At 65.3% G+C, this 26,441-nt stretch carries 21 protein-coding genes; 5 read left to right on the top strand and 16 right to left on the bottom strand.

Annotation, left to right across the window (positions count from 1 at the left end; genetic code table 11):
- Positions 1-66 precede the first annotated feature (66 nt).
- The 8 genes from EWU68_RS00650 to groES form a co-directional block, all read right to left on the bottom strand.
- Positions 67-675 (bottom strand): DUF3817 domain-containing protein, encoded by a 609-nt coding sequence (locus tag EWU68_RS00650; RefSeq protein ID WP_129313954.1) that lies wholly within the window; start codon positions 673-675, stop codon positions 67-69.
- Complete coding sequence (locus EWU68_RS00645) at positions 620-1,639, bottom strand: SURF1 family protein (protein ID WP_129313953.1); 1,020 nt, start codon at positions 1,637-1,639, stop codon at positions 620-622. Before EWU68_RS00645 ends, EWU68_RS00650 begins: the two co-directional genes overlap by 56 nt.
- A gap of 88 nt (positions 1,640-1,727) precedes the next feature.
- Positions 1,728-2,861, bottom strand: a complete 1,134-nt coding sequence (locus EWU68_RS00640; RefSeq protein ID WP_129313952.1) for a GuaB3 family IMP dehydrogenase-related protein — start codon at positions 2,859-2,861, stop codon at positions 1,728-1,730.
- Positions 2,862-2,900: 39 nt separating this feature from the next.
- A complete protein-coding gene (gene guaB / locus EWU68_RS00635) occupies positions 2,901-4,418 on the bottom strand; it encodes an IMP dehydrogenase (RefSeq protein WP_238692230.1) in 1,518 nt (505 codons plus the stop codon).
- Between the two features lie 146 nt (positions 4,419-4,564).
- A complete protein-coding gene (locus EWU68_RS00630) occupies positions 4,565-6,670 on the bottom strand; it encodes an acyltransferase family protein (protein WP_129313950.1) in 2,106 nt (701 codons plus the stop codon).
- A 178-nt stretch (positions 6,671-6,848) separates the two neighbouring features.
- Positions 6,849-8,981, bottom strand: coding sequence for an acyltransferase family protein (locus tag EWU68_RS00625; protein ID WP_129313949.1), 2,133 nt, complete (start codon positions 8,979-8,981; stop codon positions 6,849-6,851).
- Between the two features lie 485 nt (positions 8,982-9,466).
- Positions 9,467-11,056, bottom strand: a complete 1,590-nt coding sequence (groL, locus tag EWU68_RS00620; RefSeq protein WP_129313948.1) for a chaperonin GroEL — start codon at positions 11,054-11,056, stop codon at positions 9,467-9,469.
- Between the two features lie 52 nt (positions 11,057-11,108).
- Positions 11,109-11,405, bottom strand: a complete 297-nt coding sequence (gene groES, locus EWU68_RS00615; RefSeq protein WP_129313947.1) for a co-chaperone GroES — start codon at positions 11,403-11,405, stop codon at positions 11,109-11,111.
- A 233-nt stretch (positions 11,406-11,638) separates the two neighbouring features.
- On the opposite strand from groES, the gene EWU68_RS00610 reads away from it, so the two are divergent.
- Both EWU68_RS00610 and EWU68_RS00605 read left to right on the top strand, forming a co-directional pair.
- Positions 11,639-12,907 carry a THUMP-like domain-containing protein gene (locus EWU68_RS00610; RefSeq protein ID WP_129313946.1) on the top strand — a complete coding sequence of 423 codons (1,269 nt, stop codon included), beginning with the start codon at positions 11,639-11,641 and terminating at the stop codon, positions 12,905-12,907.
- A 121-nt stretch (positions 12,908-13,028) separates the two neighbouring features.
- Positions 13,029-14,183: a glutamate--cysteine ligase gene (locus EWU68_RS00605; RefSeq protein WP_129313945.1), complete on the top strand. Its 1,155-nt coding sequence runs from the start codon at positions 13,029-13,031 to the stop codon at positions 14,181-14,183.
- Positions 14,184-14,249: 66 nt separating this feature from the next.
- On the opposite strand, the gene tsaD is transcribed toward EWU68_RS00605, so the two are convergent.
- From tsaD to alr, 5 genes are read right to left on the bottom strand one after another with little or no spacing between them, the layout of a single operon-like run.
- Positions 14,250-15,368, bottom strand: coding sequence for a tRNA (adenosine(37)-N6)-threonylcarbamoyltransferase complex transferase subunit TsaD (gene tsaD / locus EWU68_RS00600; RefSeq protein WP_129313944.1), 1,119 nt, complete (start codon positions 15,366-15,368; stop codon positions 14,250-14,252).
- Positions 15,365-15,883 carry a ribosomal protein S18-alanine N-acetyltransferase gene (gene rimI / locus EWU68_RS00595; RefSeq protein ID WP_238692229.1) on the bottom strand — a complete coding sequence of 173 codons (519 nt, stop codon included), beginning with the start codon at positions 15,881-15,883 and terminating at the stop codon, positions 15,365-15,367. The genes tsaD and rimI overlap by 4 nt, the downstream gene beginning before the upstream one ends.
- Before the next feature lie 35 nt (positions 15,884-15,918).
- Positions 15,919-16,635 carry a tRNA (adenosine(37)-N6)-threonylcarbamoyltransferase complex dimerization subunit type 1 TsaB gene (gene tsaB / locus EWU68_RS00590; protein ID WP_129313942.1) on the bottom strand — a complete coding sequence of 239 codons (717 nt, stop codon included), beginning with the start codon at positions 16,633-16,635 and terminating at the stop codon, positions 15,919-15,921.
- A gap of 23 nt (positions 16,636-16,658) precedes the next feature.
- Positions 16,659-17,249, bottom strand: coding sequence for a tRNA (adenosine(37)-N6)-threonylcarbamoyltransferase complex ATPase subunit type 1 TsaE (gene tsaE / locus EWU68_RS00585; protein ID WP_129313941.1), 591 nt, complete (start codon positions 17,247-17,249; stop codon positions 16,659-16,661).
- Positions 17,246-18,514, bottom strand: a complete 1,269-nt coding sequence (gene alr, locus EWU68_RS00580) for an alanine racemase (protein WP_129313940.1) — start codon at positions 18,512-18,514, stop codon at positions 17,246-17,248. The genes tsaE and alr overlap by 4 nt, the downstream gene beginning before the upstream one ends.
- 158 nt (positions 18,515-18,672) lie before the next feature.
- Here alr and EWU68_RS00575 point away from each other — a divergent pair, with 158 nt between their 5' ends.
- The 3 genes from EWU68_RS00575 (at position 18,673) to EWU68_RS00565 (ending at position 22,384) form a co-directional block, all read left to right on the top strand.
- Positions 18,673-19,896 carry a glycosyltransferase gene (locus tag EWU68_RS00575; RefSeq protein ID WP_129313939.1) on the top strand — a complete coding sequence of 408 codons (1,224 nt, stop codon included), beginning with the start codon at positions 18,673-18,675 and terminating at the stop codon, positions 19,894-19,896.
- A 47-nt stretch (positions 19,897-19,943) separates the two neighbouring features.
- Positions 19,944-20,729, top strand: coding sequence for a phosphatase (locus EWU68_RS00570; RefSeq protein WP_129313938.1), 786 nt, complete (start codon positions 19,944-19,946; stop codon positions 20,727-20,729).
- Between the two features lie 137 nt (positions 20,730-20,866).
- The gene (locus tag EWU68_RS00565) at positions 20,867-22,384 is read left to right on the top strand and encodes a sugar transferase (protein WP_238692228.1); all 1,518 of its coding nucleotides are present in this window, start codon (positions 20,867-20,869) and stop codon (positions 22,382-22,384) included.
- A gap of 9 nt (positions 22,385-22,393) precedes the next feature.
- Here EWU68_RS00565 and EWU68_RS00560 read toward each other — a convergent pair whose 3' ends face one another.
- From EWU68_RS00560 to glmS, 3 genes are all read right to left on the bottom strand, one after another.
- The gene (locus EWU68_RS00560) at positions 22,394-24,034 is read right to left on the bottom strand and encodes a bifunctional ADP-dependent NAD(P)H-hydrate dehydratase/NAD(P)H-hydrate epimerase (RefSeq protein ID WP_129313937.1); all 1,641 of its coding nucleotides are present in this window, start codon (positions 24,032-24,034) and stop codon (positions 22,394-22,396) included.
- Positions 24,025-24,429, bottom strand: coding sequence for a holo-ACP synthase (locus EWU68_RS00555; RefSeq protein WP_129313936.1), 405 nt, complete (start codon positions 24,427-24,429; stop codon positions 24,025-24,027). Before EWU68_RS00555 ends, EWU68_RS00560 begins: the two co-directional genes overlap by 10 nt.
- An 88-nt stretch (positions 24,430-24,517) precedes the next feature.
- Entirely contained in the window at positions 24,518-26,392 is a 1,875-nt protein-coding gene (glmS, locus tag EWU68_RS00550) for a glutamine--fructose-6-phosphate transaminase (isomerizing) (RefSeq protein ID WP_129313935.1), read from the bottom strand.
- Positions 26,393-26,441 lie beyond the last annotated feature (49 nt).

The raw sequence follows: 26,441 nt of genomic DNA, 5'->3' as shown, positions 1-26,441 counted from the left end.
CGATGTCGATCGGATCCGGGCCGGTTGGGCATGCACCGCTGGTGCTGGCACGGATTGCCTGCGCGATCAGTATCTTTTTGCGGACTTCGGGTTCGCGGCCACCTGGGCGACCGTCTCCCGATGGATGCGACGCTCGACGATGAAGGACAGGAACGGGACGACGCCGCCCAGCGCCATCACGATCAGCTGCGGGAGCGGCCACCTCATGAGCAGCCAGAGACGGAAGCACGCAAGCAAGTAAATCACGTAGAACCAACCGTGAATGATCAGGACGCCGGTCGAGATGTTCAGGCCCCCGGTGAGGTTGCCCGTGTCTCTGTTCAACCACCCCAGGGCAACGCTCTCTCCCGTCGATGCGTTGGTGGCGCCGGCCATCAGGTCGTACCCGAAGATGTACCTGGTCACCATTTCGACGACCAGCAGCAGCAGGAACGTTCCGGAGATCCAGGCACAGTACTTGTAGATCGCGAGAGCTCCTCGGATCTGTGCCTGGGTCCCGCCGAACTTCCTGCGGGTCGCCCGGACATTGCCCGCCTTCTGCGGTGTGGCGTCCGCGGGCAGCGGGACCCTCTTGCCGTCCGTGCGCTCCACGGGTTGGGGCTGGTTCTTGGGCGTTGGCTTATCGGCCACCTTGGTCACCTCGTTGATTCTCGTGTGCGGTCCCGACCGAGGCATCGGCGGACGCGTGCCCGCCGTCGGGCTCATCGGTCTCCTCGGCGACGGGCTCGTCGAAGTAGTAGTACTGCCGATCATCGGCGTCGTAGTAGAAGTACCTGCCCGTGGACTCCTCGTAGAACATGTTGCCTTCCCCGGCAGGAAGGATCTCGTAGTACTTCTCCGGGTGAATCATGCGTTCGTGCGAGTCGGCCAGCATGCGCCACCACAGATAGATCGCGAAGAGAGCGAAGACCACCCACTCGATCGCGTAGAAAATGTTGAGCCAGTCCACGGAATGGTCCACGACCTGCTCGGTGTGGATCCGGCTGAGCTTGTCGTGAGGCTCGGCCAGCCCGGCGTCCTTGTCCACGTGTCCGTCGGCATCGACGGGGGACGTCTCACCGGCCGGTGATTCGGAGACCGCGGCCACGGTGCCGGCGTACAACGGTGTGTCCCATATGTTGGTCAACTGGGCGGTCGCGGCAGATCCCAGTGCGCCCTTGGTCTTGGTGTCCTTCGAGGTCACCGGGGCTTCGTTGGCCACCAGACGGCCGATCACCGTCACGTCGCCGGACGGTTCGGGACTGAGCGCCTGGGTGTCATTGTCCGTGGTGAACCCTCGCGCGACCGGAACGGAGTAGTCCTGGCCCTCGGATGCGGCATCGGAGTCCAGCCGGAACTGGCTGACGACCCAATACCCCTTGGTTCCGTCGTTGACGCGTCCCTCGACCAATCGGCTCGAGTTCTCGACGTAGTGGCCGCTGGCCTGGACCATCGAATCGGCCTCGGACTGGAGCACCGGATCCTGCGGGTCGGCCACGTCGCGGAGCGGCTTGACCACTTCCTTGCCCGGATCGGCATTGATCTGTCCCGAATCCGCGGATCCCAATTGCCATTTGCTCAACAGCATGAACCCCGTTGACATCAGCAGGGCGAGCAGAAGCGCACCCAGCCATCGTGGGGTAAGAGCTAGTTTGAGCACGGCGTCCAGCCTATCTGTCCTGCCTGGGATTTCCCCAAGTCATCCAGGGACCGGGCAACCTCGTCGCGGCGCCCGGTCCATGGGTCGTTCAGTATTGGGGGCGTCCCGTCAGGACAACCTCGGACCGTTGGAATTCCTTGAGCGTCGAATAACCGGTGGTCGCCATGGCACGCCTCACGGCGCCCATGAGGTTCGATGTTCCGTCCACGTGGTGCGACGGGCCGTAAAGAACCTCTTCGAGCGAGCCGACCTGGTTCATGGGAGTCCGGGTTCCCCGGGGGAACTCGTGGTGGTGTGCCTCAGGTCCCCAGTGGTAGCCGCGTCCGGGTGCTTCCTTCGCTCGGGCCAGGGGCGCCCCGATCATGACGGCGTCGGCACCCATGGCCATGGCCTTGATCATGTCGCCGGACTGGCCGAGGCCGCCGTCGGCGATGACGTGCACATACCGTCCGCCCGATTCGTCCAGGTAGTCGCTGCGCGCGGCGGCGACGTCGGAGATCGCTGAGGCCATGGCCGCGTGGATACCCAGTGCCCTGCGGGTCGTGGTGGTCGCGCCCCCGCCGAAGCCCACGAGAACACCCGCGGCGCCCGTCCGCATCAAGTGGAGAGCGGGCGTGTAACCGGCGGCTCCCCCGACGATGACCGGCACGTCGAGCTCGTAAATGAACTTCTTCAGATCCAGCGGTTCCTGATTCTGGGACACGTGCTCGGCGGAGACCGTGGTCCCACGGATCACGAAAAGATCCGTGCCGGCATTGACCACCGTCTTGTAGTACTCCTGGGTCCGTTGCGGGGTCAGGGATCCCGCAACCACCACGCCGGCGTCCCGAATCTGCGCCAGCCGCTCGGTGATCAGCCCCTCCTTGATGGGTTCCGCGTAGATCTCCTGCATGCGACGGGTCACATGCGACATGTCGTCACGGGCCAACAAGGATATTTCGTCGAGGTACGGTTCGGGATCCTCGTACCTGGTCCAGAGACCTTCGAGATTGAGAACGCCGACGCCTCCCAGTTTGCCCAGGGTGATAGCGGTCTCGGGCGACATGACCGAGTCCATGGGCGCACCCAGAACGGGTGTCGCGAATTTGAAGGCATCGATCTGCCATTCGGTGTTGACGTCCCGCGGGTCCCTCGTGCGCCGGGCGGGCACGAGGGCGACGTCGTCGAGCGAGTACGTCCGGCGGGCACGTTTGGAGCGCCCGATTTCGATGTCGTTGGTCAAGATCTTCCTTCCGTACGCCCCTGCACGGGCGTGGCCGAGTCAGCGGCGGTAGTTGGGGGCCTCGACGGTCATCATGATGTCGTGAGGATGCGATTCCTTGAGACCGGCCGGCGTCACTCGCACGAATTTGCCCTTGTTCTTGAGCTCTTCGATGGTCATCGAGCCCACGTAGAACATGGTCTGGCGCAGACCGCCCTCGAGCTGGTGCAACACCGCGGAGAGGGGGCCCCGGTAGGCGACCTGCCCTTCGATGCCCTCAGGAATGAGCTTGTCCTCGCTCTTGACGTCCGCTTGGAAGTAGCGGTCCTTGGAGAAAGAGGCCTTCTTGCCACGGGTCTGCATGGCTCCGAGTGACCCCATCCCGCGGTAGGCCTTGAACTGTTTCCCGTTGACGAAAATGAGGTCGCCCGGGGATTCATCGCAACCGGCCAGCATGGATCCGAGCATCACGGAGTCGGCGCCCGCGACCATGGCCTTGCCGATCTCTCCGGAGTGCTGGAGGCCTCCGTCGGCGATGAGAGGAACACCGGCGGGGATCGTGGCCTTGGCCGATTCGTTGATCGCGGTGATCTGCGGGACGCCGACGCCGGCGATGATGCGGGTCGTGCAGATCGACCCGGGGCCCACTCCGACCTTCACGGCATCCGCGCCGGCATCGACGATGGCCTGCGCCCCTTCGCGCGTGGCCGCCTGGCCGCCGATGACGTCGACGTGCGCGGCGGACGGCTCCTTCTTCAACCTGGCGATCATGTCCAGCACGCCCTGCGAATGTCCGTTGGCGGTGTCGATGAACAACGCGTCCACACCGGCGTCGACCAGGGTCATGGCCCGTTCGAAACCGTCACCGAAGAATCCCACTGCGGCACCGACCCGCAGCCGGTCCTCCTCGTCCTTGGTCGCGTTGGGGTACTGCTCGGTCTTGGTGAAGTCCTTGACGGTGATGAGACCGGTCAGTCGTCCCTGGTCGTCGACGAGCGGCAGCTTCTCGATCTTGTGGGAGGCCAACAGACCGAAGGCCTCGTCCTTGGTCATGCCTTCGTGGCCGGTGACCAAGGGCATCTTCGTCATGATTTCGGCGACGGATCGCGATTCGATCTCCTGCTCGGAAAGGTACCGAGTGTCCCGGTTGGTGATGATGCCCACGAGCTTGTCGTCGCTGTCCACGACGGGCAGCCCCGAGACCTTGTAGTGGCCGCACAGATCATCGAGCTCGCGCAGAGTTGCGTCCGGCGAGATGGTCACGGGGTTGGTGATCATGCCGGATTCGCTCCGCTTGACGCGGTCCACGTGCTCCGCCTGGTCATGGATCGAAAGGTTGCGATGAATCACGCCCATACCGCCGAGCCGGGCCATGGCGATGGCCATCCGTGAATCGGTCACGGTGTCCATCGCGGCGGAGATGATCGGGGACTTGAGGCTGATCCTCCTGGACAGCCTCGTCGTCGTGTCCGCGTCCGAGGGGTTGACGCTCGTGTTCCCGGGAAGCAGGAGGACGTCGTCGTAGGTCAGACCGGTCAGGCCGAAGGGGTCATCGGACAGGGCTGTGGGCTGGGTCAAGAGAATGGGACCTTTCACGTCGCGCGTCTCGGTACGAGCCTCTCGGCGCCCCGAGCTGTTGCCTCTCATCATAGGACGTTCGGCAACCCGAACGCTCCCCCGTGCCCGCCCAGGTGACGGAGACCATGCGGCCGGCTGCGCGAAGGTCACCGGGAGCTCGCGGTCCGCATCGCGGTATCGAGCCTGTCCGCCACCATGTGCTTCATCGAGTCCACGTACGTCGCCGTCAGGTGGTTGTTGTCCAGGTATGTGTAGACGTTGCCGATCTGTGCCGGGCAGCTGCGGTCAGGGCAGACCAGGTCGAGCAGATCCAGCGGCGCGAACCCGCGGATCTGTTGCGCCCATTCCGCGGTCGGATTGGTCTGCCCCATGGGGCTCGGAAACGCGCAGCCGGCGATCCCGTTGCGGGCCTCGCAGTCGGCATGCTTCTCCGCAAAACGCGGCACGTCCCGCACGCCCACGACGTCGATGCCCCGCCGAGTCCACCGCTCAACCTGCCGTTGTGTCTCCGGCCGGACGACCTCGCCTTCCCCACCGACGGTCGAGTGTGTGGCCAGCATCAGCAGAACATCGGGCTTGTGAGCGCCGATATACGCTTCGGCGCGCCTCATCCACTGCCCGCATGGTGCGGAAATCCTGTTGTTCAGGGCCACGCTCGTGAATTCGCACCCCGGTGCACGCACGAAGGTCAGGGCCCACCCGTTGCGCCGGGCGGCATCGACGATCGCCGGGAGCAGCATCTCCATGTGGCTGTTGCCCACCGCGACGACGTGCCGGCTCGGTCGATCGGGGCGGTGGTACGTGAGGCATTGGTCGGCCTCGAGTCCTTTCAGCGCTGACGGCGGATCGACGTCGCGGCATGGCGTCCCACGGACCACCTGCCACGACCAGTCGTCGGGACGCCGGGCCGGCGTCGGGAGGATGGCGGCGTCGTCGGCCCCTTCGTACCTGAATCCCGGAAGGAGAGCCCGTGCCCCAGGATTGTTGTTCGCGGCTTCGGTTTGGGCGACCCGCGCTTCGGAGGTGATGCGGGCATCCCACACGCAGGCCGGCCCCACGGCCAGGAGCATGCTCGCTGCAATGACGAGCAGGCCTCGCCGGCGCCGCGCGTCCGCCCATGACCAGCGACGCAGTGGTCGTTCGACAACTCGGGTCAGGACCAGCGCAATCGCCGTCGCCATCGTGAGCAACCCCGTTCCCGCGAAGAATCCGGCCTTTTCCTGCCCCGTGACGGCCAGGTAGAAGACCAATAGAGGCCAGTGCACCAGATAGAGGGCGTAGGACGCCGACCCCAGGACCACCAACGGCTTCCAGGTGAGAATTCTTTCGGCTCCCCAGCGCGTGCCCGACGGCGTGCACGCGATGACGAGGCACGCGGCCACGGTCGGCCACAGGGCGACGATTCCGGGGAACTTGCCCTGCACGTCCAGGAGCGCGCCGCAGAGCAGGATGGCGGCCATGCCTGTCCAGGACAGGACAGCGGCGAGTGGGCCACGGATGGTGATGCGCGTGCAGACGATCGCCAGCAGGGAACCCAACGCGAACTCCCACAGCCGAGCCCAGGTATTGAAGTAGGCACCGCTCTGGTCGACGGCGGTCTGGTGCACCGCATAAGCCAGTGAGCCCAACAAAACAACTACGAACATCAGGGCCAGGATCCTGCGGGCCCGAGCCTGCAGGCGGCGAACCATGAGGCTCGTCAGGCAGAACAGCAACGGCCAGACCAGGAAGATCTGGCCCTGGATCGAGAGGGACCAGAAATGGCGGAAGGGCGACGCCGCCCCGGAGTCCGAGGCGTAGTAATCCACCGCGTGCCTGATCGAGTACCAGTTCTCGCCATAAAAGAGGACGGCGAAGGCCTCCCGGATGGCCGGGACCCACCGATCGGCCCCAAGGAAGAGTCTCGACCCGAACAGGGTCAGAACAACGGTCACCACGGCCAACGGGACGATGCGTTTGAAGACATGCACCCAGTACCGGGTCACCTCGTGCCACCCCAGTGCGGCGCCCCTCTGAATGCGGCCCACGAAGGACGTGGTCATGAGGAACGCGGAGATGAGCAGAAAAACATCCACGCCGCCGGACACCCGCCCGAACCAGACGTGGTAGACGGCGACCAGCACGACGGCGAAGGCCCGCAATCCCTGAATATCGGGGCGGAACCCGCGCTTGCGGAGCGTTGTGTTCTGTTGGCGCGGGGTACGTCGGTGCCACGGCGCGGTGGACCCCTTGACTTGCCTGGGCGAGGGCACGGTTTTTCCTCAGTTCGGTGCGATTGCAAACCCGCAAGGATTTGCACGACTGATACTCCTCCCCGGAAGGGAGGCGCTGGACAGGTGAATTGTACTCGCCGGTCCGGAAATTCCGTAGTTGCGGCCGCACCCGAAGCCCGCGAGGCTTCCGGCGCGGCCGCAAACGGTCGTACTCAGGTCAGGAGGGTTGCCCGCCCGCCTGCGCCATCGCATCCTCGGAAACCTGCGCAGCGTCGTCGTACCTCTGGTCGAAGAACTTCTGCATGCTGCGCACGTAGGTGGCCGTCAGATGGTTGTCGTCGATGTAGGTGTAAATATTGCCCACCGCGGGCGGGCAGGCCCCGTCGGGGCACACCAGATCGTCCATGTCCAACGACCCGTAACCGGGGATCTCCGTGCGCCACGCGGACGTCGGGTCCTCGGTCCCGGCTGTCGCGTGCGGGAAGGTGCAGTCCTCGAAGCTGTTCTTGTTCTCGCATTCCGTGTGGGACTGCGCAAAGCGTGCGTTGTCCCTGATGCCGATGACGCCGACGCCTTCGCTCGTCCACTTGCGCACTTGGTCCTCGGTGCCCTCGCGGATACCTTCGGCGGCGCCATCATAGCTGGAGAAGGTGGACTGGATAACCAGGTTGTCCGGGTGCCAGTCCTGGATGGCGTCCTCCGCCTGCGGGAGCCATTCCTGGCACGCACCCGAGAACCAGTTGTCCTGCGTGCTCGTGAAGAAGCAGCCGGGGTGTCGCACGAAGGTCAGGTCCCAGTTGTCGTCCTGGGCCTTCTGCTTCAGAGCGGTCATCCACTGTTCCGTGTGACTGTTGCCCACCGCGACGACGTGCTTGCTCGGATGGTCCTGCTTGACCACCCGGTAGCACTCTCCCCCGGAGAGGCCGTGCATGTCCTTCTTGAAGTCCTTGTCCTTGTCGCACTGTTGCCCCAGACCGTTGACCTCGGCGAAGTCGTTGCTCCGGGTCAGTGCGGTCGGAAGCAGCCCAGGATTGTCGTCGCCCTTGTAGGTGTAATCCGGATCAAGGATCTCGGCGCCCGGGTTGTTCTTGTCGGCGTTGGCCTCGATCTTGTGGGTCACGTAGGCGATGCGGGCCTGCCACGCCAGAACGGATCCGACCCCGAGGGCGATGCACCCGAGAATCACCACACCAGCACGCCACCGCTTGGTTTCGGCCCACTTCCACTTGCGGATGGGGGTATCGACCAACTTCGTCAGTACGTACGCCAGGCCGATGGAGAGCGCCAGGAGCACGACGCCGGAGAAGAACCCGGCCTTCTCCCGTCCCGTGATGGTCAGATAGAACACCAGCAGCGGCCAGTGGACGAGGTACAGGCCGTAGGAGTTGGAGCCGAGCCAGACCAGCGGCTTCCACTTGAGCAGGCGATCGGCTCCCCACTTGGTGGTGGACTGCCCGCAAATGATGATGAAGCTCGCGGCCAATGTGGGCCACAGGGCGATGAAGCCAGGGAATTGGCCCTCGACGTCCAGGAGGGCGCCGCAGGTCAGAATGGCCAGCAGGCCGACCCAGTTCAGGATCGCGGCCACGCCGGTGCGAACACGGATCCAGGGAAGCACAATGGCCGCCAAAGAACCCATCGCGAATTCCCAGAGCCTGGCGAAGGTGTTGAAGTAGGCCGCGGTCTGGTTGGAGTACGTGTAGTAGACCGAGAAAGCGAATGAGGCCACAAAGACGACGGCGAAGATGGTCGCCAGAACCGGCCGGACCTTGGTCCCCATCTTGCGGACCAGAAGGCTGCCGAGCGCGAAGAGCAGAGGCCACATGATGAAGATCTGGCCCTGGATGGACAGGGACCAGAAATGCCTCAGTGGCGAGGCTGCACCCGAGTCCGACGCGTAGTAGTCCACGGCGTTCACGATCGAGAACCAGTTCTCGTAATAGAACGTCACGGAGAATGCTTCGTGCATGATCGACAGCCATCGATCCGGGGACACGAACAGCCGGGTCAGCACCAGGGAACCCGCCACGATGATCGCGACGAGCGGCATGATGCGCTTGAAGACGTGGAACCAGTACTTGGTCAGTTCCGTCCAGCCGATGCGGACTCCGCGCTCGATCTTGCCCGTGAAGGACAGGGTCATCAGAAACGCGGAAATCATCAGGAAGACGTCGACGCCGCCGGACACCCGGCCGAACCAGATGTGGTAGATCGCCACCAGGAGCACGGCAAAGGCGCGCAGTCCCTGGATTTCGGGGCGGAAAGCCCTCTTTCTGCGAGGTGCGACCTCTGGGGCCTGGCCGCCTTCCGGGGGCGGGACCTGTCCTGTCGTCCCGTTCGATTCAGTCATTCAAGATCCTGTGTCGGCCTCGGCAGAGGCGGTGTTCTTGTTGATTCGTGCGATGCCAGCGATCGGTATCGGTTTGCGGGTCGGCCCGTAGCCCAGCGCTCGGTCACGGACGTCCGTGGAGCGGATACGAGCGACCCGCGGGCAGACACGAGTTTTCATCCTATTCGTCTGGCGCGCAAAATTTTGTACCCGTGCTCAGGCTCGCCACCCGGGTCCCTCGAGGAGACCCGAGAACGTGTCGCGTGCCACCGTCCGACGTCGGGGACGTCCGCCCTCAGGGTGGACTCCAGCGTCGGCCAACGACCCGCGTCACGCGCCGCGCGGCACGCGCCACGCGGCGACGAAACCGAGCATTTCGCCATCGCGAGATGGCCAGAAGAGACAATACATTGCATTGCAACTAAATCGTGGCATGACCCCTCACATACAGGAACGCCCCCGCGCTCTCACAGAGAGCACGGGGGCGTTGGGATGAGGATCCGAAATCAGGCCTCTTCCTCTTCCTCCGGCTTGTCGACGACCAGAGTTTCCGTGGTCAGGACCATCGAAGCGATGGACGCCGCGTTCTCGAGCGCGGAACGAGTGACCTTGACCGGGTCGATGACGCCGGCCTTGATCAAGTCCTCGTACTCTCCGGTCACGGCGTTGTACCCCTGGCCGGCGTCGAGGCTCTGGACGCGAGACGCGACCACGTAGCCGTCTTCCCCGGCATTGTCGGCAATCCAGCGCAAGGGCTGCACGAGGGAGCGTCGAACGATGTCGACCGCCGTCCGCGCGCCCTCAGTCTGGAGCCCCAGGTCCGAATCGAGCGCCTTGGCCGCGTGGACCAGGGCAGATCCGCCACCGGCGACGATGCCTTCTTCGAGCGCGGCCCGGGTCGAGGACACGGCGTCCTCGATACGGTGCTTGCGCTCCTTGGCCTCGACCTCGGTCGCAGCTCCGACCTTGATCACGGATACGCCGCCGGACAGCTTGGCCAGACGCTCCTTGAGCTTTTCGCGATCCCATTCGGAATCCACGCGCTCGATCTCGGAGCGGATCTGTGCCACGCGCTCGGCGACGTCATCGGCGGAGCCGTTGCCGTCCACGATGGTCGTGTTGTCCTTGGTCACCGTGACGCGGCGGGCCTGCCCGAGCTGCTCGAGGGTCACGGAATCCAGGGTGATTCCCAGCTCGCTCGTGATGACCTCTCCGCCCGTCAGGACCGCCAGGTCCTGCATGATGGCCTTGCGACGGTCGCCGAAGCCGGGAGCCTTGAGGGCCACCACGTTCAGGTTTCCGCGGAGCTTGTTGACCACCAGGGTGGACAGGGCCTCGCCGTCGACGTCCTCGGCGATGATGGTCAGCGGCTTCTTCGCCTGAACAACCTTTTCCAACAGGGGCATGAGGTCGGCGATGGCCGAAATCTTGCCCTGATAGATCAGGATGGCCGAGTCCTCGAGGACAGCTTCCTGCCGTTCGGCGTCGGTCACGAACGACGGCGACAGGTAGCCCTTGTCGAACTGCATGCCTTCGGTCACGGACAGCTCGATCTCGGTCGAGGAGCCGTCCTCGATGGTGATGACGCCGTCCTTGCCGACCTTCTCGAATGCTTCCGCAAGAAGCTCGCCGATCTGCTCGGACTGGGCCGAAATGGCAGCAACGTGCGCGACCTCGGCGCCCTCGACCTCGCGGGCGTTCTCGAGCAGACGCTCGGACACGGCCTTGACGGCCGCCTCGATGCCCGCGCGGATTTCGCTCGGTGCCGCACCGGCGGCCACGTTGCGCAGGCCCTCGTTGACGAAGGCCTGAGCGAGAACGGTAGCGGTCGTCGTGCCGTCACCTGCCACGTCGTTGGTCTTGGTGGCGACTTCCTTGGCCAGCTGTGCGCCGAGGTTCTCGTACGGATCGTCAAGCTCGACTTCGCGGGCGATCGTGACGCCGTCGTTGGTGATCGTGGGAGCGCCCCACTGCTTGTCCAGAACGACGTTGCGACCGCGGGGTCCGAGAGTCACCTTGACCGTGTTGGCGAGCTTGTCCACGCCGGCCATGAGGGCCTTGCGGGCTGCGTCGTCGAATTCCAACTGTTTTGCCATGAACTACATGACTCCTTACACAGGTCTAGAAAAGTGCGGGTTCGCCGAAGTCTTACTTCTCGACGACGGCCAGCACGTCACGTGCCGAGAGCACGAGGAATTCTTCGCCCGAGTACTTGACCTCGGTTCCGCCGTACTTGGAGTAGATGACGACGTCGCCTTCCTGGACGTCGACGGGGACGCGGTTGCCCTTGTCATCGACACGACCGGGGCCAACCGCCACAACCTTGCCCTCCTGGGGCTTTTCCTTGGCGGTGTCCGGGATGACCAGGCCGGATGCGGTGGTCTGCTCAGCCTCCACGGGCTGAACGACGATACGGTCCTCGAGAGGCTTGATGGAGACGGACATGAGTGACCTTCTTCCTTGGATGGATCAATTCTTGGCGTGAGCCGTGAAGGGCGTGCCAACCGTCGTCGCGGTGCCGATTGAGCGCCAGGCCCATTTAGCACCCTGACTGCCAGAGTGCTAAACATGACTCTATTCGGAGGGTTAGCAGAGGGTCAAGACGAGTGCCAGGTTTCGCCCTCAGCGGTAAGGATGACGCCGACCGGGGTGGCACTGACGGCCGATACAGTGGTCGCGTGACGCATTCATTCACCCCCGATCAGCTCTCCGCCCTGGACCGGATGGAATACCGCGAAAGCGACGCACTGGCCCTCTCGAGCTCCCTCCGCAAACGAGGCTTCACTCCGGAGCAGACCTCCGACATGCTGACCCAGGCCAAACTCCGGGTGCAGGCCCGGTCCAAGTTCGGGGAGGACGCCCAGCGCATGCTGTTCACCCGTTCCGGGTTGGAACAGGCCACGCGCCGTGCCGTCTCGCTGTGGCACGCCCGAAGGTTTCGGGACGCCGACGCCGGGCCGGTCGCCGACCTGGGCTGCGGCATCGGGGCGGACTCGGCAGCCTTTCTCAGCGAAGGTCTCCCGGTGATGTCCTACGACATCGATCCCGATACCGCGTCGATGGCCAGGCACAACCTTTCCGTCCACCATGAGTCGGAGGTTCGCGTGGGTGACGTGACCGAGCTCGATCCCGCGTCGCTCCGCACCCAGGACGGCACGGCGATCCGTTCGCTGTGGCTCGATCCCGCGCGTCGGGACACCACGGACGGCCGGGTTTCCCGGCTGTTCGATCCGGAGGCCTTCGCGCCTCCCTTCTCCGTGATACGTCGCTGGGCCGAGACGGGAATGCCCATGGGCGTCAAAATGGGCCCCGGGATGGATCGGTCCGAGATTCCCGAGAATGCCGAGGCCGAGTGGGTCAGTTGTGGGGGCGACGTCGTCGAGGTCGTTCTGTGGTTCAACGCGCTCGCCCGCCCTGGTGTCAAGCGTTCCGCGACCCTGCTCGGCGCGGATCCACTGGAACCGGACGTCCTGGCCCAGTACACGTCGGATTCCGGATTCGGGCAGGACGCCGGGGAGGCTCCTCCCGTCGGTCCCCCGGCTGATTTCCTCTACGAGCCCGACGGCGCGGCCATTCGGGCCGGGCTCGTTGACCAACTGGTGTCCCAGGTCAGAGGTCACCTCCTCGACCCCCGGATCGCCTATTTTGCTTCGAACCGGTGCGAAGATCTGGCCGGAGCTACCTGCTGGGTCGTCGACGAGATTCTGCCGATGGGCACGAAACCGCTCAGAGCCTGGGTCCGGGAGAACGGAATCACGGGTCTGACCATCAAGAAGCGAGGGGTCGACGTCGTCCCGGAAACGTTGCGACGTCAGTTGCTCGCCGGGAACTCTTCGAAAAAGAAGAAGCCGGCCGGCAATCGCCACGCGACGCTCATCCTCACTCGGTGGGAGTCCCCCGACTCGGAGCACCGAGCGGCCTTCGTGGTTCGCCGCGCGCACCCGTGACACCGCGCCGGGGGCAGGCCTTGAATTCTGCGTGAAGCCGCGTGTCGTCCGGGCGATGTACGCTGCACCGTTCGCCGCCCTCCCCGCTAAGATGAATTGACCCCGACACGGGAGGACCACCATGATCACTTTTTCCAGCTCCGGTCAGTCGAGCCTCGGCGTCGAATGGGAAATTGCCCTCGCCGACAGGGAATCGGGCGATCTCCTTCCGGCAGCCGCCGAGCTCATCCGGGCACTGGAGTCCTCCCACCCGGAATTCATCGATCCCGAGGGCCTCGCGCCGCAGATCACGCGGGAGTACCTGTCCAATACCGTCGAGGCGGTCACGGGCGTGTGCCCCACGGTCGCCGATGCGATGGACCAGCTCACTCGGCTGGCCGATGCACTCCGCGCGGAAGCGGATCCCCTGGGAGTCGACCTCTACTCGGCGGGGACGCATCCGTATGCCCAATGGAGCGAGCAGCCGGTTTCGGAGAAGGACCGGTACCAGAAGGTCCTCGAGCGCACCCAGTACTGGGGCAGGCAGATGTTGGTCTACGGAGTCCACGTGCACGTGGGCATCGACTCCCGCGACAAAGCTCTCCCCGCGGTGAACCAGCTCGTCAACTACTATCCCCATCTCCTGGCGCTGTCGGCCAGCTCTCCGTACTGGCTGGGCGTGGATACCGGCTATGCCTCGCAGAGGGCCATGGTTTTCCAGCAGATACCGACCTGCGGAATTCCGTACCCGTTCGAGAAATGGTCCGAGTACGAGGACTACATCGACCGGTCGATCGGTGCAGGAATTATTGCCGAAGAATCGGAGAACCGGTGGGACGTCCGTCCCGTGGCCCGGTACGGAACAGTCGAGATGAGAATTTGCGACGGGCTGGCGACCACGGAGGAAATCGGGGCGATGACTGCCCTGACCCAGTGCATCGTCGAGGAAGTCTCCCGCACTGTGGAGGACGGCGGTCACGTGGAGCTCATGCCCCGGTGGCTCTCGGAGGAGAACAAGTGGAGGGCTTCACGGTACGGACTGGACGCCACCGTGATCGCCGACGCCGCCGGAACGGTCCTGCCCCTCCGTGAGCATTGCACCGACCTCGTGACCAGGCTCGAGCCCATTGCCCAGGACCTCGACTGCGCCGCGGAGCTGGCCGGTGTGCACCGGATGATCGAACGCGGACCGGGGTACGAGCGCCAGCGCCGTGTCTTCGAGGAGAACGACCACGATCTCAGGGCAGTGGTCCGTGACACGGTCGATCTGACGCGGTACGGATACCGGGATTCCTAGCCCGATCAATCTGTCCGACCGGGACGGATCGGATCGCAGATCCTGTTCCGGGCGCTCTTCTCCCGGTCAGGACCCGATGGACACCGTGGTGACTGGCAGCGACGGATCCGCGGTGAAGTCGAGTCCGCTGGGTGCCACACCCGACTGCACGAGTCGTGCTCCCAACGCCGCGACCATCGCGCCGTTGTCGGTGCACAGAGAAAGCTTCGGTACGACAAGCCGGATTCCGTGCTCCGAACACCGCTTGGAGACGAGCTGCCTCAGCCTCGAATTCGCGGCAACCCCGCCACCGAGCAACAAGGTATCGATGCCGTTTTCGGTGCAAGCGAGCATGGCCTTGGACGTGACGACGTCGGCCACAGCTTCTTGGAACGAAGCCGCGATGTCCGCGACGGGCACGGGCTCGTCATGTGCCTCGAGGCCCTCGACGACGCGGGCGACGGCGGTTTTCAGGCCGGAGAAGGAGAAGTCGTAACGGTGGCTCCCGGGGTCCTGGACCGTTCCCATGTACTTGGCGGCCGTCAGCCCTCGTGGAAAGGTGAAGGCCCGGGGGTCCCCCGATGCGGCGGCTCGATCGATCGCGGGTCCGCCGGGATAGGACAGCCCCAGGACCCGGGCGACCTTGTCATAGGCTTCGCCCGCGGCGTCGTCGAGCGTGGATCCCAGCAGCGTCACATCGCCTGAAATGTCCGAGACCTTGAGTATCTCCGTGTGCCCGCCCGAGACCAGAAGGGCCCCGAGCCCCGAGAGCAGGGAGGCCTCGCTCTCGGTGTCTCCGGCAGCACTCGCGCTGTCCTCGAGGAGACCTACTCCGACGTGGGCGACGAGATGGTTGACGGCGTAGAGGGGCTTGCCGGTGGCGACCGCGAGCGCCTTGGCGGCGCTGACTCCTACCATCAGGGCGCCGGACAAACCGGGCCCGCTGGTCACGGCGATGGCGTCCACCTCGTCCATGCCGACGCCCGCTTCATCGAGGGCCGCGTCCAGTGCCGGGATCATGGCCTCCAGGTGAGCGCGGGACGCGATTTCCGGGATCACGCCTCCGAATCGCGCGTGCTCGTCCATTGACGTGGAGACAGTGTTCGTCAGGAGTCGTCGGCCCGCCACGATCCCGATACCTGTTTCGTCGCACGATGACTCGATCCCGAGGACGATCGGTTCGCGCGGTGCGGATGTGGTGGTCAACGGTTGGATCCCTCCGTGCGGTCTGCGCCGGCTCTCAGATCGAGGCTCATGATGACGGCGTCCACGCCGCCCTGATAGTAGCCCCGGCGTTCGTGTATCGGTTCGTAGCCCAGGACCGTGTACAGCCCTTGGGCCCTGGGGTTGTCGGCGCGGACCTCCAGCATCATGGTCTCGGCTCCCATGGCCCGTGCCTGCTCATGCATTCTGTTCATGAGCCATCGGCCGATCCCACGCCCTTCGTGGCCGGGTCGAACGGCAATGGTTTGCACATCCCCCGTGTCCGCAACGGCCATCATCCCCGAGTAGGCGATGAGCTCTCCGCCTGCTTCGACCACGGTGTAGCGACGCGCGGGGTGGGAGATCTCCGCGAGGAACATGTCGATGGGCCACGCGTCCTCGGGGAACAGCGCTGACTCGAGTTCGTGAACGGCCTCGAGATCGTCCAGTTCGGCGGTGCGAGCGGAGTATCCGGCCGGAAGCGTCTCGGACTCGACCGGGACTTCGGTATCAGACACGGAAGGAGTGGGCCGCGGGCCGATGCTGGGCCGGGTCATCTGGTGGCCTTCTTCCTGTCGGCGGGCACACGGGCATCGGATTCCCTCAGGTAGAGGGGCGATGTCGATTCCAGGGTCGCGTCCAGTCCCGTGCGCAGCGCGGAGGCGACCAGAAGTTCCGCCAAGGGTTCGTCCTGGTCGTGTCCGGACACGGGGGTGAGGACGTCGGCGTAGAGCTCGGCGCCGCGACCGGCCATGGGGATCTGGGGCTCCAAGTCCCCGGCAGGTCCGACGACGGGTCCGTGAGCCCTCGTATACCCCGTGGCGCCGGTCGCGTCGTCGGCCAGGCGATAGACGGCGCTGTAAACCTCGCGACGCCGCGCGTCGGTCGCGACGCCGAAAACGGTGTGCCCGGCGGAAGCGGCGTCGTGAAAACTGCCCTCGGCCACGGCATCCAGACTGACGACACCGCGCACGGGGACTTTCCAGGCCCACCCCAGGGCTCTGGCCGTCATGATGCCCGCGCGCAGTCCCGTGAATGGCCCGGGGCCCACCCCAGTGAGAATCAGGTCCAGATCCTGCCCACGGATTCCGGCGGTCTCCAAGAGGTCGCGGACGCCCGGAGCCATGGCTTCCGCGTGCGATCGGGTGTCTTGGGTCCGGAAGCTGCCGAGCACTTCGAGGTGACCGGCGTCCGGGGCGCCATCGACGACCGGGACCCGAACCAGGGCGCCGCTGGCTATGGAAGATGTATCGCAACCGAGAATGAGCACGCCCCCAAGTCTAATGCGAGGAACTATTCTTCGGCCGCTGCCCGGATTTTGTGGACGAGCTGTTCGATTTCCGGCTCACCCCACCTGTCGCCCATGAAGGAGATGACGGCACGTCGGGGATCACGGTCCTCCTCCTCGCCCTCGACCAGCGGCGCATCCGACCCCTGCGAGCGGATCAGCGTGATCTCGACCCGGGAATCACTCAGGTGTTCCACCAGATCCCGGCCCCATTCGACGACCGTCACGGAGCGGTCCATGGTGTACTCGAGATCGAGGTCGTCGACCTCCTCCGGGCTGGACAGCCTGTAGGCGTCCACGTGCACCAGGTCCGGCCCACCGGGGCGGGCACCGTCCGAATCGTTCGGGTGAATCCGGGAAAGGACGAACGTCGGGGAGATCACCGCACCACGAACACCCAGTCCGTCGCCGAGAGCCCGGGTGAACGTCGTCTTTCCCGCTCCCAATTCCCCGGTCAGCACCACCAGGTCACCGGACCGGAGATTCCCCGCGAGCGCGTGCGCAACCCGGGCCGTCGCCTCGGGGCTGCCGAGCTGCACATCGAGTTCGGCCTTCTGGGGCCGTGTGGATGGTGACTGGTCGTTCGCGTGGCTCACGCGTTGTCCTCTCGCAGATAGATGCGGTCGACCCGCGGGGAGATTCTCGTCACGATCTCGTAATTGATGGTCCCGGCGGCGTCGGCCCAGTCATTGACGGAAGGGTTGTCGCCGGATCCGAAGAGGACGACGGGCGCGTGCAGGTACCCCAGGGACGGGTCGGAGAGACCGGGTCGGCCCAGGTCGACGACGAGCTGGTCCATCGCGATCCGACCAACCTCCGGGTAGGTGGCCGCTTCCGCGCCCGAGGGATAGATCCTCACTGGTCCACCGGTGGCGACCCGCGGCACGCCGTCCCCGTATCCAAGGGGTATCAGGGCCAAGGTCGTGGGTCGAGACGTCGAGTACCGCAACCCGTAGGAAACCCCTTGCCCGGCGGGAACCTCTTTGACGGAGCTGACGAAGGTCTGCAGTGTCATGGCCGGTGTGAGCCCGAATTCCTCAGGCGGAGTCCCGGGAACCGGCGACAGCCCGTAGAGCGCGACGCCGACGCGAACGGCGTCGGCCGTCATGCGGTTGGTCCCGCCACTGGCATAACGATCCGCGGTCAGGATGCCCGGGCTGTTGGCGACGTGCAACAGGTCGGGAGCCAGCCCCGCGGCGCGGGCCTGGTGCACGGCATCGTCGAATTTGTCGAGCTGCTCCCGGGTCTCGGCACGATCCGGCTCGTCGGCGACGGCCAGATGCGAAAAGATACCGGTGACCCTGACCAGGCCGTCGGCCTCGAGTTGTGCGGCCCGCCCGACCAGCCCCGGCCATTCCTCCATGGTGCAGCCGTTGCGACCGAGGCCCGTATCGATCTTGAGGTGGACCTTGGCCGGCGCACCGACGGAGGACGCCGCCTCCGCGGCAGCCTCAAGGTCCCACCCGGACGCGCCCAGCTCGATGTCCTGCTCGATGGCCGCCTCGAAATTCGTGGCCCGCGTGTGGAGCCAGGCAAGCATCCGCCCGGATACCCCTTCCGCTCGCAATTCGAGGGCTTCCCGAACATGCACCAGCCCGAGGGCATCGGCCCCGGCCCCCAGGACGGTCCGCGCTACGGGCAGAGCCCCGTGGCCGTAGGCGTCCGCTTTGATGATCGCGATGAGCTTCGCCGCGCCCGCGAGTTCCTTGATGCGCGCCACGTTGGACGCGATCGCCGCCAGATCAATCAGGGCCGCACGCTCGGGCAGCGCCTGCTCGGCAGGAAAATCGATGGACTGCCCCGGTCCGGGGACGGCGGACGTGCCCGTGGTCGGGCCACTGTTCAGTTCTGCGGATGGCATGGGGTCATTCTCTCACCTTGCGGCCCTCCGCCCGATGATGTGAACTCCGGACGAGGTCGAGCGACCGCCTGCCCGGCGAGCGAGCGGTCGGGTGACGTACTGTTGAGAGCGTGGGCATTTCGGGCGCGGGCGAGCAAGAGTCAGTACACCTTTTCAGCATGCACACCTCTCCCCTGGCCCAGCCGGGCGACGGCAACGCGGGGGGCATGAACGTCTACATCGCGTGTCTCTCCCGGGCGCTCGCGGCCCAGGGCTTTCGAGTCGAGGCCTTCACCCTCGCGACCGATCCCGCGGAGGTCACCAACGATCCGCATCCCGACCCATCGATGGAGCAGGTCGCGACGGCCCGGCCCGAACCCGGCGTCGTCGTACACACGTTGTACCTGCCCAAGGCTCTGGGCGCGGCCAAGGAGGACCTGCCCGTCCTGACCAAAGACTTCGGACGGGCATGCGCACGGTACGCACGGGAGAATTCCTTGTCCCCCGGTATCGTTCACGCCCACTATTGGCTCTCCGGTGAGGCCGCCACGGCCTACCGCGGGGAGTTGGGCACCAGCGCACCACTCGTGCTGACCTTCCACACGACCGCACGCGTCAAGAACCTGCACTCGCGTGGCGGTGAAAACCCCGAACCGGAGGCACGCGCGTCGGCCGAACAGCGTCTTACTGCCCTCGCCGATGCGGTGGTCGTCAACACGCGGTACGAGGCGGAGCAAATGCGTGACCTCTACGACGCCGCCCCCGAACGACTGCGAGTCATCCCGCCGGGTGTCGATACGGCGATATTCCGGCCCACGTCGGAAGAAAGACGCCGCGGGGCCGTGACCACGGGCCCATTCACCGTGCTGTTCGCCGGCCGCCCCCAACCCCTCAAGGGCCCTGAAATCCTGATCGAGGCCGTCGCCCTCGCGGCGGAACACGTTCCATCGATCCGCCTGGAAATCCGGGGAACAGCGCCGGAGGACTACATGTCCTCCCTTCGCGCCCTGGCACGCGAACGCGGGATCCTGGACCGTTGCCTCTTCGTGCCGGCCAGCGGCCGGGAACAGCTCGCGGAGGCCTTCCGTCGGTGCGACGTGGTCGCGTGCCCTTCCTCCTCGGAAACTTTCGGCCTGGTTGCCCTCGAGGCCCAGGCCTCGGGCGCTCCGGTCCTCGCCTCGGACGTCAGCGGATTGCGAGTCGCCGTGGACGACGGACGAGCCGGAATCCTCGTCGGGCGCCGGACTCCCGAGACGTGGGCCCGGGAACTCGTCCGTGCCGCGCGCTCGCCCGACCTGTTGCAGCGGCTGTCCGCCTCCGGATTGGCCCACGCGCGCACGCTGACGTGGGACGACGCCGCTCGACGAACCGCAGGCCTGTATCAGGACCTGCGCCGCCACTGATCAGCACCGTACACACCGTTACGTCACACCGTCCGCGAAGGAGAAGCATGACCGCCGAAGACCTGACCGCCCTGGCCGAGCACCTCGAGACGACTCGCATCACGGGCGAGGTCGCTACCGCCCGAGAGGTCAACCTCGCTCACATCACCGGCTTTCTCGACGGCAACGAACACCTCGAATTCGGAGTCGATCTCACACGGGAGTGGAGCTGGGACGAGGTCTTCGACCTGATGGTCACGCGGTGCGGCATCGTCGCCGACCGAAGTCACGTCGAAGGCCAGGACACCATCGGGACAGACCTGTGCCTTCGCGCCCTGAACCGCTACCGCGAGCGCTTCCGCCAGGCCGTGGAGGCCGGAGATGCCATCCTGTTCGCCACCGGTCATCCTGCAGGCCTGTTCCCGATCTACCAGCACATGGCCGACGCCGCCCGCCAAGGCGGCGCCTCCGTGATCGGTATCGAGGAGGGCATGGCGTTCGACGGGGGCGACATCCGCCAGATCAACGACGTCGTCATGTTCCAGCAGTACGGCTCGCTGGCGCATACTCACTTCCCGCACCCGATGCGCCTGGTCCTGGAGCAGCTGTCCGCCCGAGGTTCGCGCCCCGATGTCGTGGTGGCGGACCACGGTTGGGCCGGAGCCGCCGCTTCGGCCGGAATACCGACCATCGGCATCGCGGATTGCAACGATCCGGGACTGTTTGTCTCCGAAGCGCAGGGGGCGCTCGAAGTCTGCGTCCCGATGGACGACAATGTTGTCCCGCATCATTACTCGAAAGTAACCAACTACATAGTGGACGGACTCCTCCCCTCGAAGGACGTCGGGCTATAGTAGCGATGCATACTCTTCGGTAATTTTTCGCCGTCTCGCACGAACACGGCGATCTGTTGCCTTTCGACATGTTGCGGTAGGGGGATCCGCTGACAATGACGACAATGAGGGGCTCAGGCGCGCCCAAAAAAGTGCCGGTGGCCATCGCTTCGGGGGATTCTGATTCGGCGGCCGGCTCGGTGGCCGAGGCGTCGACGGCGTCGCCTCGGGCTCACCGAATGACGTGGAACACCAAGGCCGTCCAGGTTTTGTCCGTTACGGACGCGATCGCGATCGCGATCGCCGTGTTCGTCGCCCAGACACTTCGGTTCGGCACGGACCTCGATGAAACGCTGCCCATCAGGGGCAACGATCCGATCGCGTACGGCATCATTTCCTCGGGCCTCGGAGTCATCTGGTGGGTCACACTGTGGCTCGGGGGCGCACGGACTTCGCGCATCCTCGGAGCCGGCAATGACGAATACCGGAAAGTCGTCACGTCCTCGTTGGCGGTCTTCGCGGCAATCGCGATTCTTGCCTACGCCGTCGGCGCCCAGCTGGCACGTGGGTACGTGTTGATCGCCGCTCCCCTGGGCATCCTCTTGCTGTTGATGCAACGCCTCATGTTCCGGACGTGGATCGTTCGACGCCGCACTCTGGGGCGGGCTCTGATCCGGGCCCTGATCATCGGCGATGCCAAGTCCACGGCGCACCTGGTCGAGACCATGGACGGCGCCCGCAATTACGGTTACGTTCCCGCGGGCATCTATTTCGCAGGTCTGCCCGATGCGCAGAAGCTTGCCGCTCACCGCGACGTCCCTCTGCTGGGGCACAGCACGGACCCCGAGGAAATCTTGCGCGTGGTGCGGGAGCACGCGATCGACGTCGTCGCCATGTCGACCGGGCATCTCATCTGGCCGCGGAACATGCGCAAGCTGGGGTGGTTGCTCGCCGACGAGCATGTCGGCCTCATGATGGCCCCCGCGCTCACGGACATTGCGGGACCGCGTTTCCATACGCAGCCGCTCAATGGCCTTCCCTTGATTCACGTGTCGACGCCCCGCATGCGGGGACCCGCCGCATTCGTCAAACGCCTGCTCGACATCGTCGGAAGTGCGCTCGGGCTGCTGCTGCTCTCACCCCTGCTGGCAGTGCTGGCCCTCGTGGTCAAGCTGGATTCCCCGCAGGGGCCGGTGTTTTTCGCCCAGAAGCGCGTGGGGCACCACGGCTCCACGTTCTCGATGTACAAATTCCGCTCGATGGTCCCCAATGCGGAGGAGCTCAAGGCCCAACTCATGGACCGGAACGAGGGCCAGGGAGTTCTGTTCAAGATCGCGGACGACCCGCGAGTAACCCGTGTCGGGCGATTCATGCGTCGCTATTCGCTCGACGAGTTGCCCCAGCTGTGGAACGTGCTGACGGGCAACATGTCTCTCGTCGGCCCGCGCCCGCCCCTGGACGATGAGGTTCGTCGGTACGAGGAGGATGTCCACCGCCGCCTTCTGGTCAAACCCGGCATTACCGGCCTGTGGCAGGTTTCGGGCCGCTCCGACCTTTCCTGGGAGGAGTCAACCCGGCTGGACCTGTACTACGTGGAAAACTGGTCCGTCATCGGTGACATCATCGTGCTGTGCAAAACCGTCCGAGCCGTGTTCACCGCCGTGGGAGCGCACTGACCGGCTGGGTCAGCGTCCGGCCAGGTTGCCCAACGCCTGAGGAATCCGTTCCGCGGCCACGGTCGGCGGCACCGGTCCGGGAGCGACCCGGCTCATCGCACGCTGAACCAGCAGACCGGCAGCGGTGACACGCGCCCAGGCGTCATGGTCGGCGGGGTCCGCCTGGCCGTTCTCGACGCGTGCCGCGTACGCGGCGATGCCGGCTCCGAGGATGCCGGTCAGAGTATCACCCGAACCGGCTGTCGCAAGCCAGAAGCTGTTTCCGGAATGCACCCACGTGCGCCCCGGACCCGCCACAACCGTGGTCGGGCCTTTGAGCAGAATCGTCCCGCCGAGGACTGTCTGTGCTGCACGGGCCCACACCAGCGGGCTGGATTCTATGGTCTCGCGAGACGGATACCCCTCCTCGGGGAATTCCTCGCGAGGCCATCCCGCATCCTCCGCGGCTTGTCTCAACGGTTCGGCGCCCTTGGAGTTGAGTCGAGAGAACCATTCGAGTGCCTGCTCGAGTTCGCCCGCGTGGGGCGTCATGACAACGTGTGGGGCGGATCGGGAGTCGTCGGCGGCGTCGCGGGCGAGGATATCGATGGCGGCGGCGTCGGCGACCAAAGGAAGCCCGGAGTCCAGCGCGGCCCGGATATCGTGTTCTCGAACCGACCCCGTGGCTCCGGATCCGATGGCCCAGGCCTGAACCCTGTCGACGCCGACCGCCTCAGTCCGCACGGCTTCCGGACAGGCCACCGCGACGGTTCCGGCAAGGAAGTCGCCTCCGGTATACCGGGCCATCCCGACGCCGGCGTTGATCGCAGCCCTGAGGCACATGAGTCCCGCGCCGGGAAAATCGTCGCTGCCGACCACGGTGCCCAGGACGCCCCGGGAATACTTCTGGTCCCCTTCACGCGGCATCGGCCACACGCTGGGGAAATCCGAATTCTGCATGACCTCGGCGTCGGCTGCGGGGAGGTCCTCGCCGATTCCGAGGTCCAGGACGACGATGCGGCCGACGAGACTACGCCGCGGGGTGGCGACGAGCCCGGTCTTCGCGCCGATGAAAGTCACCGTGACATCCGCGGGGAGAACCGGACCGTGAACCTGGCCGGTGGTCGCGTCCAGCCCCGAAGGAACATCACACGCGATGACCAGGGGTTTCCGGTCGCGATTCCTTGCTTCCGACGTGCCGTGCCGCGCACCGAGTGCCGCGACGACGTCGCGCGCGGGGCTCCTCAGGCCGCCGCGACCGCCGGTACCGAGAATTCCGTCGATGATCAGATCCGCCCGATCCGATTCGTCGACGACGCTGCGCACAGCATCCGATTCGGACATGTCCGATACCCGGAGCACGTGTCCCCCAGACCGAGTGAAGGATTCCAGCCCCTCATCGTGACAACCGTCGGCCAGGAGGACGGCGGTGACCTTCATGCCCTCCGATCGCAGGTACGCCCCCGCATACAGAGTGTCACCACCGTTGTTGCCCTTGCCGACCAGCAACAGCGCGTGCTTCCCGAAGGATGTGCCCGTGCGTTCGGCCAACAGCCGTGACGCAGTCTCTCCGAGCCCGTGGGAGGCCCGGTCCATGAGGGGAACTCCCGCGTCCAGATGCGGTTTCTCGGTCTGCGTGATGTGTTCGGCGGTGTACGTCCTCAGCCCCACGTCGTCTCCTCGAGTCGTTGCGCAAGAAGCAGTTCTTCTTCATTCAAGCGTTCCGCAATCACACTCGCCATGGCTACCCCGCCATCGTGGGTAATGCTGACATGCCACCTGTTGATGCCGAGGTGTTCGGCGGTTTCCCGAATCGTGCCCGTGACCACGAGCCTCGGGGCACCGTACCGATCCTTGCGGACCCAGCAATGCCTCCAGATCATCCCGGGAGGGGCGTGCAAGGCCTTGGCCACCGCCTCCCTGACCGCGAAACGACCGGCCAGGGAACGGGCCGGAAGGTCGTGTTCCTCCCGAGTGAAGAGCCGATCGCGCAACCGGGGTGTGCGCTGAATGATTTCGGCGAATCGGTCGATGTCCACGACGTCGACTCCGGTTCCCATGATCAACGCGGAACTCCTGTTCTTCTGGTTCGGATACCCGGGATACAAGAGAACGCCCGCCGCATGACTGCAACGGGCGTTCTCCAGGGACCACTTATTCCACGGTGACCGATTTGGCCAGGTTACGCGGCTGGTCGACGTCGTAGCCCTTCGCACCGGCGAGAGCGCACGCGAAGACCTGAAGCGGCACGGTGGCCAGCAGCGGCTGCATCAGGCTCGGCGCCTGCGGCACATAGATGATGTGGTTGGCGTACTGCTTGACGTCCTCGTCGCCCTCCTCCGCAATGACGATCGTGATTGCCCCACGAGCGCGGATTTCCTGGATGTTGGAGACGACCTTCGCGTGCAGGGAATCGCGGCCCCGCGGGGACGGAACGATCACGAAGACGGGCTGGCCCTCCTCGATCAGGGCGATCGGACCGTGCTTGAGCTCCCCGGCCGCGAAACCCTCCGCATGGATGTAGGCAATTTCTTTGAGCTTGAGCGCCCCCTCGAGGGCAACCGGGAAGCCGACATGGCGACCGAGGAAGAGCACCGAGGATGCATCGGACATCTGCGTGCCCAGGTCCTGGACCTGTTTCTCGTTGTCGATGACTTCCTGGACCTTCTCAGGCATCTTCTGCAGCTCGTCGAGAATCTCGATGACCTCGTCCGAGTACATGTTGCCGCGCAGCTGGGCGAGGTAGAGGCCGAGCAGGTAGGCGGCGGTGATCTGGGCGAGGAACGCCTTGGTGGAGGCCACGGCAATCTCGGGACCCGCGTGGGTGTACAGCGATGCGTCCGATTCGCGGGGAATCGACGAACCGTTGGTGTTGCAGATGGCGATGACCTTGGCGCCCTGTTCGCGGGCGTGGCGGATGGCCATGAGCGTGTCCATGGTCTCGCCGGACTGGGAAAGCGCCACGACCAAGGTCTTTTCGGTCACGATCGGATCGCGGTAGCGGAACTCGTGAGCCAGCTCGACCTCGGTGGGGATCCGGCACCAGTGCTCGATGGCGTAACGGGCGACGTGCCCGGCATAGGCCGCGGTGCCGCAGGCGATGACGACGATCTTGTCGACGGAACGCAGCACCGACTCGTCGATGTGCAGTTCATCCAGCGTCAGACGCCCCTTCTCATCCAAGCGGCCGAGCAGCGTGTCCCGCACGGCCGCCGGCTGATCGTGGATCTCCTTGTCCATGAAGGACGAGAACCCGCCCTTCTCGGCCTGGGTGGCATCCCATTTGACCTCGAACGGCTTCCCCTCGGCGGGGTTCCCCTCGAAGTCGGTGATTTCGAAGTCCTGGGCCGTGATGGTCACCATCTGGTCGTTGCCCATCTCGACGGCCTGTTTGGTGTAGTCGATGAAGCCCGAGACGTCGGATCCCAGGAAATTCTCGTTCTCCCCGAGACCAATGACCAAGGGCGAGTTGCGTCGCGCCGCGACGATCCGGTCCTCGTGCTCCTCGTGGACGGCCAAGAGGGTGAAGGCGCCTTCCAGGCGCTGGCAGGTCATGCGCATCGCCACGGACAGATCGTGGTCGGCGTCGTTGTTGTAGTAGTCCGCGAGGAGGGTCGCGGCGACTTCGGTGTCGGTTTCCGACACGAAGTCGTATCCCTTGCCGCCGAGTTCGGACCGCAGCTCGGAGAAGTTCTCGATGATGCCGTTGTGCACGACAGCCAGACGACCGTGGTCGACGACGTGCGGATGGGCGTTCGCGTCGGTGGGTCCGCCGTGGGTGGCCCACCGGGTATGACCGATGCCGAGCACGGCGTTCGGCAACGGATTCGCCTCGAGTTCGGCATCCAGGGCGGCCACCTTGCCCGCCTTCTTGCGATTGCCGATGCGGTGATCGGCGACCACGGCGACGCCGGCCGAGTCATAACCGCGATACTCGAGTCGACGAAGCCCTTCGAGAACGACGTCGAGTGCATAGTACTGACGTTCGGACGAGCCGGGCTCGCCTACGTATCCAACGATTCCACACATGTGCTCATGTTATCCCACGCCAGAGCATGATGCCGTCCGCTCGGGAGTG

The sequence above is a fragment of the Rothia koreensis genome, assembly GCF_004136575.1.
Taxonomy (GTDB): domain Bacteria; phylum Actinomycetota; class Actinomycetes; order Actinomycetales; family Micrococcaceae; genus Rothia; species Rothia koreensis.
Note: the sequence above shows the minus strand (reverse complement) of the source record. Positions and strands in the feature narration are given on the sequence as shown.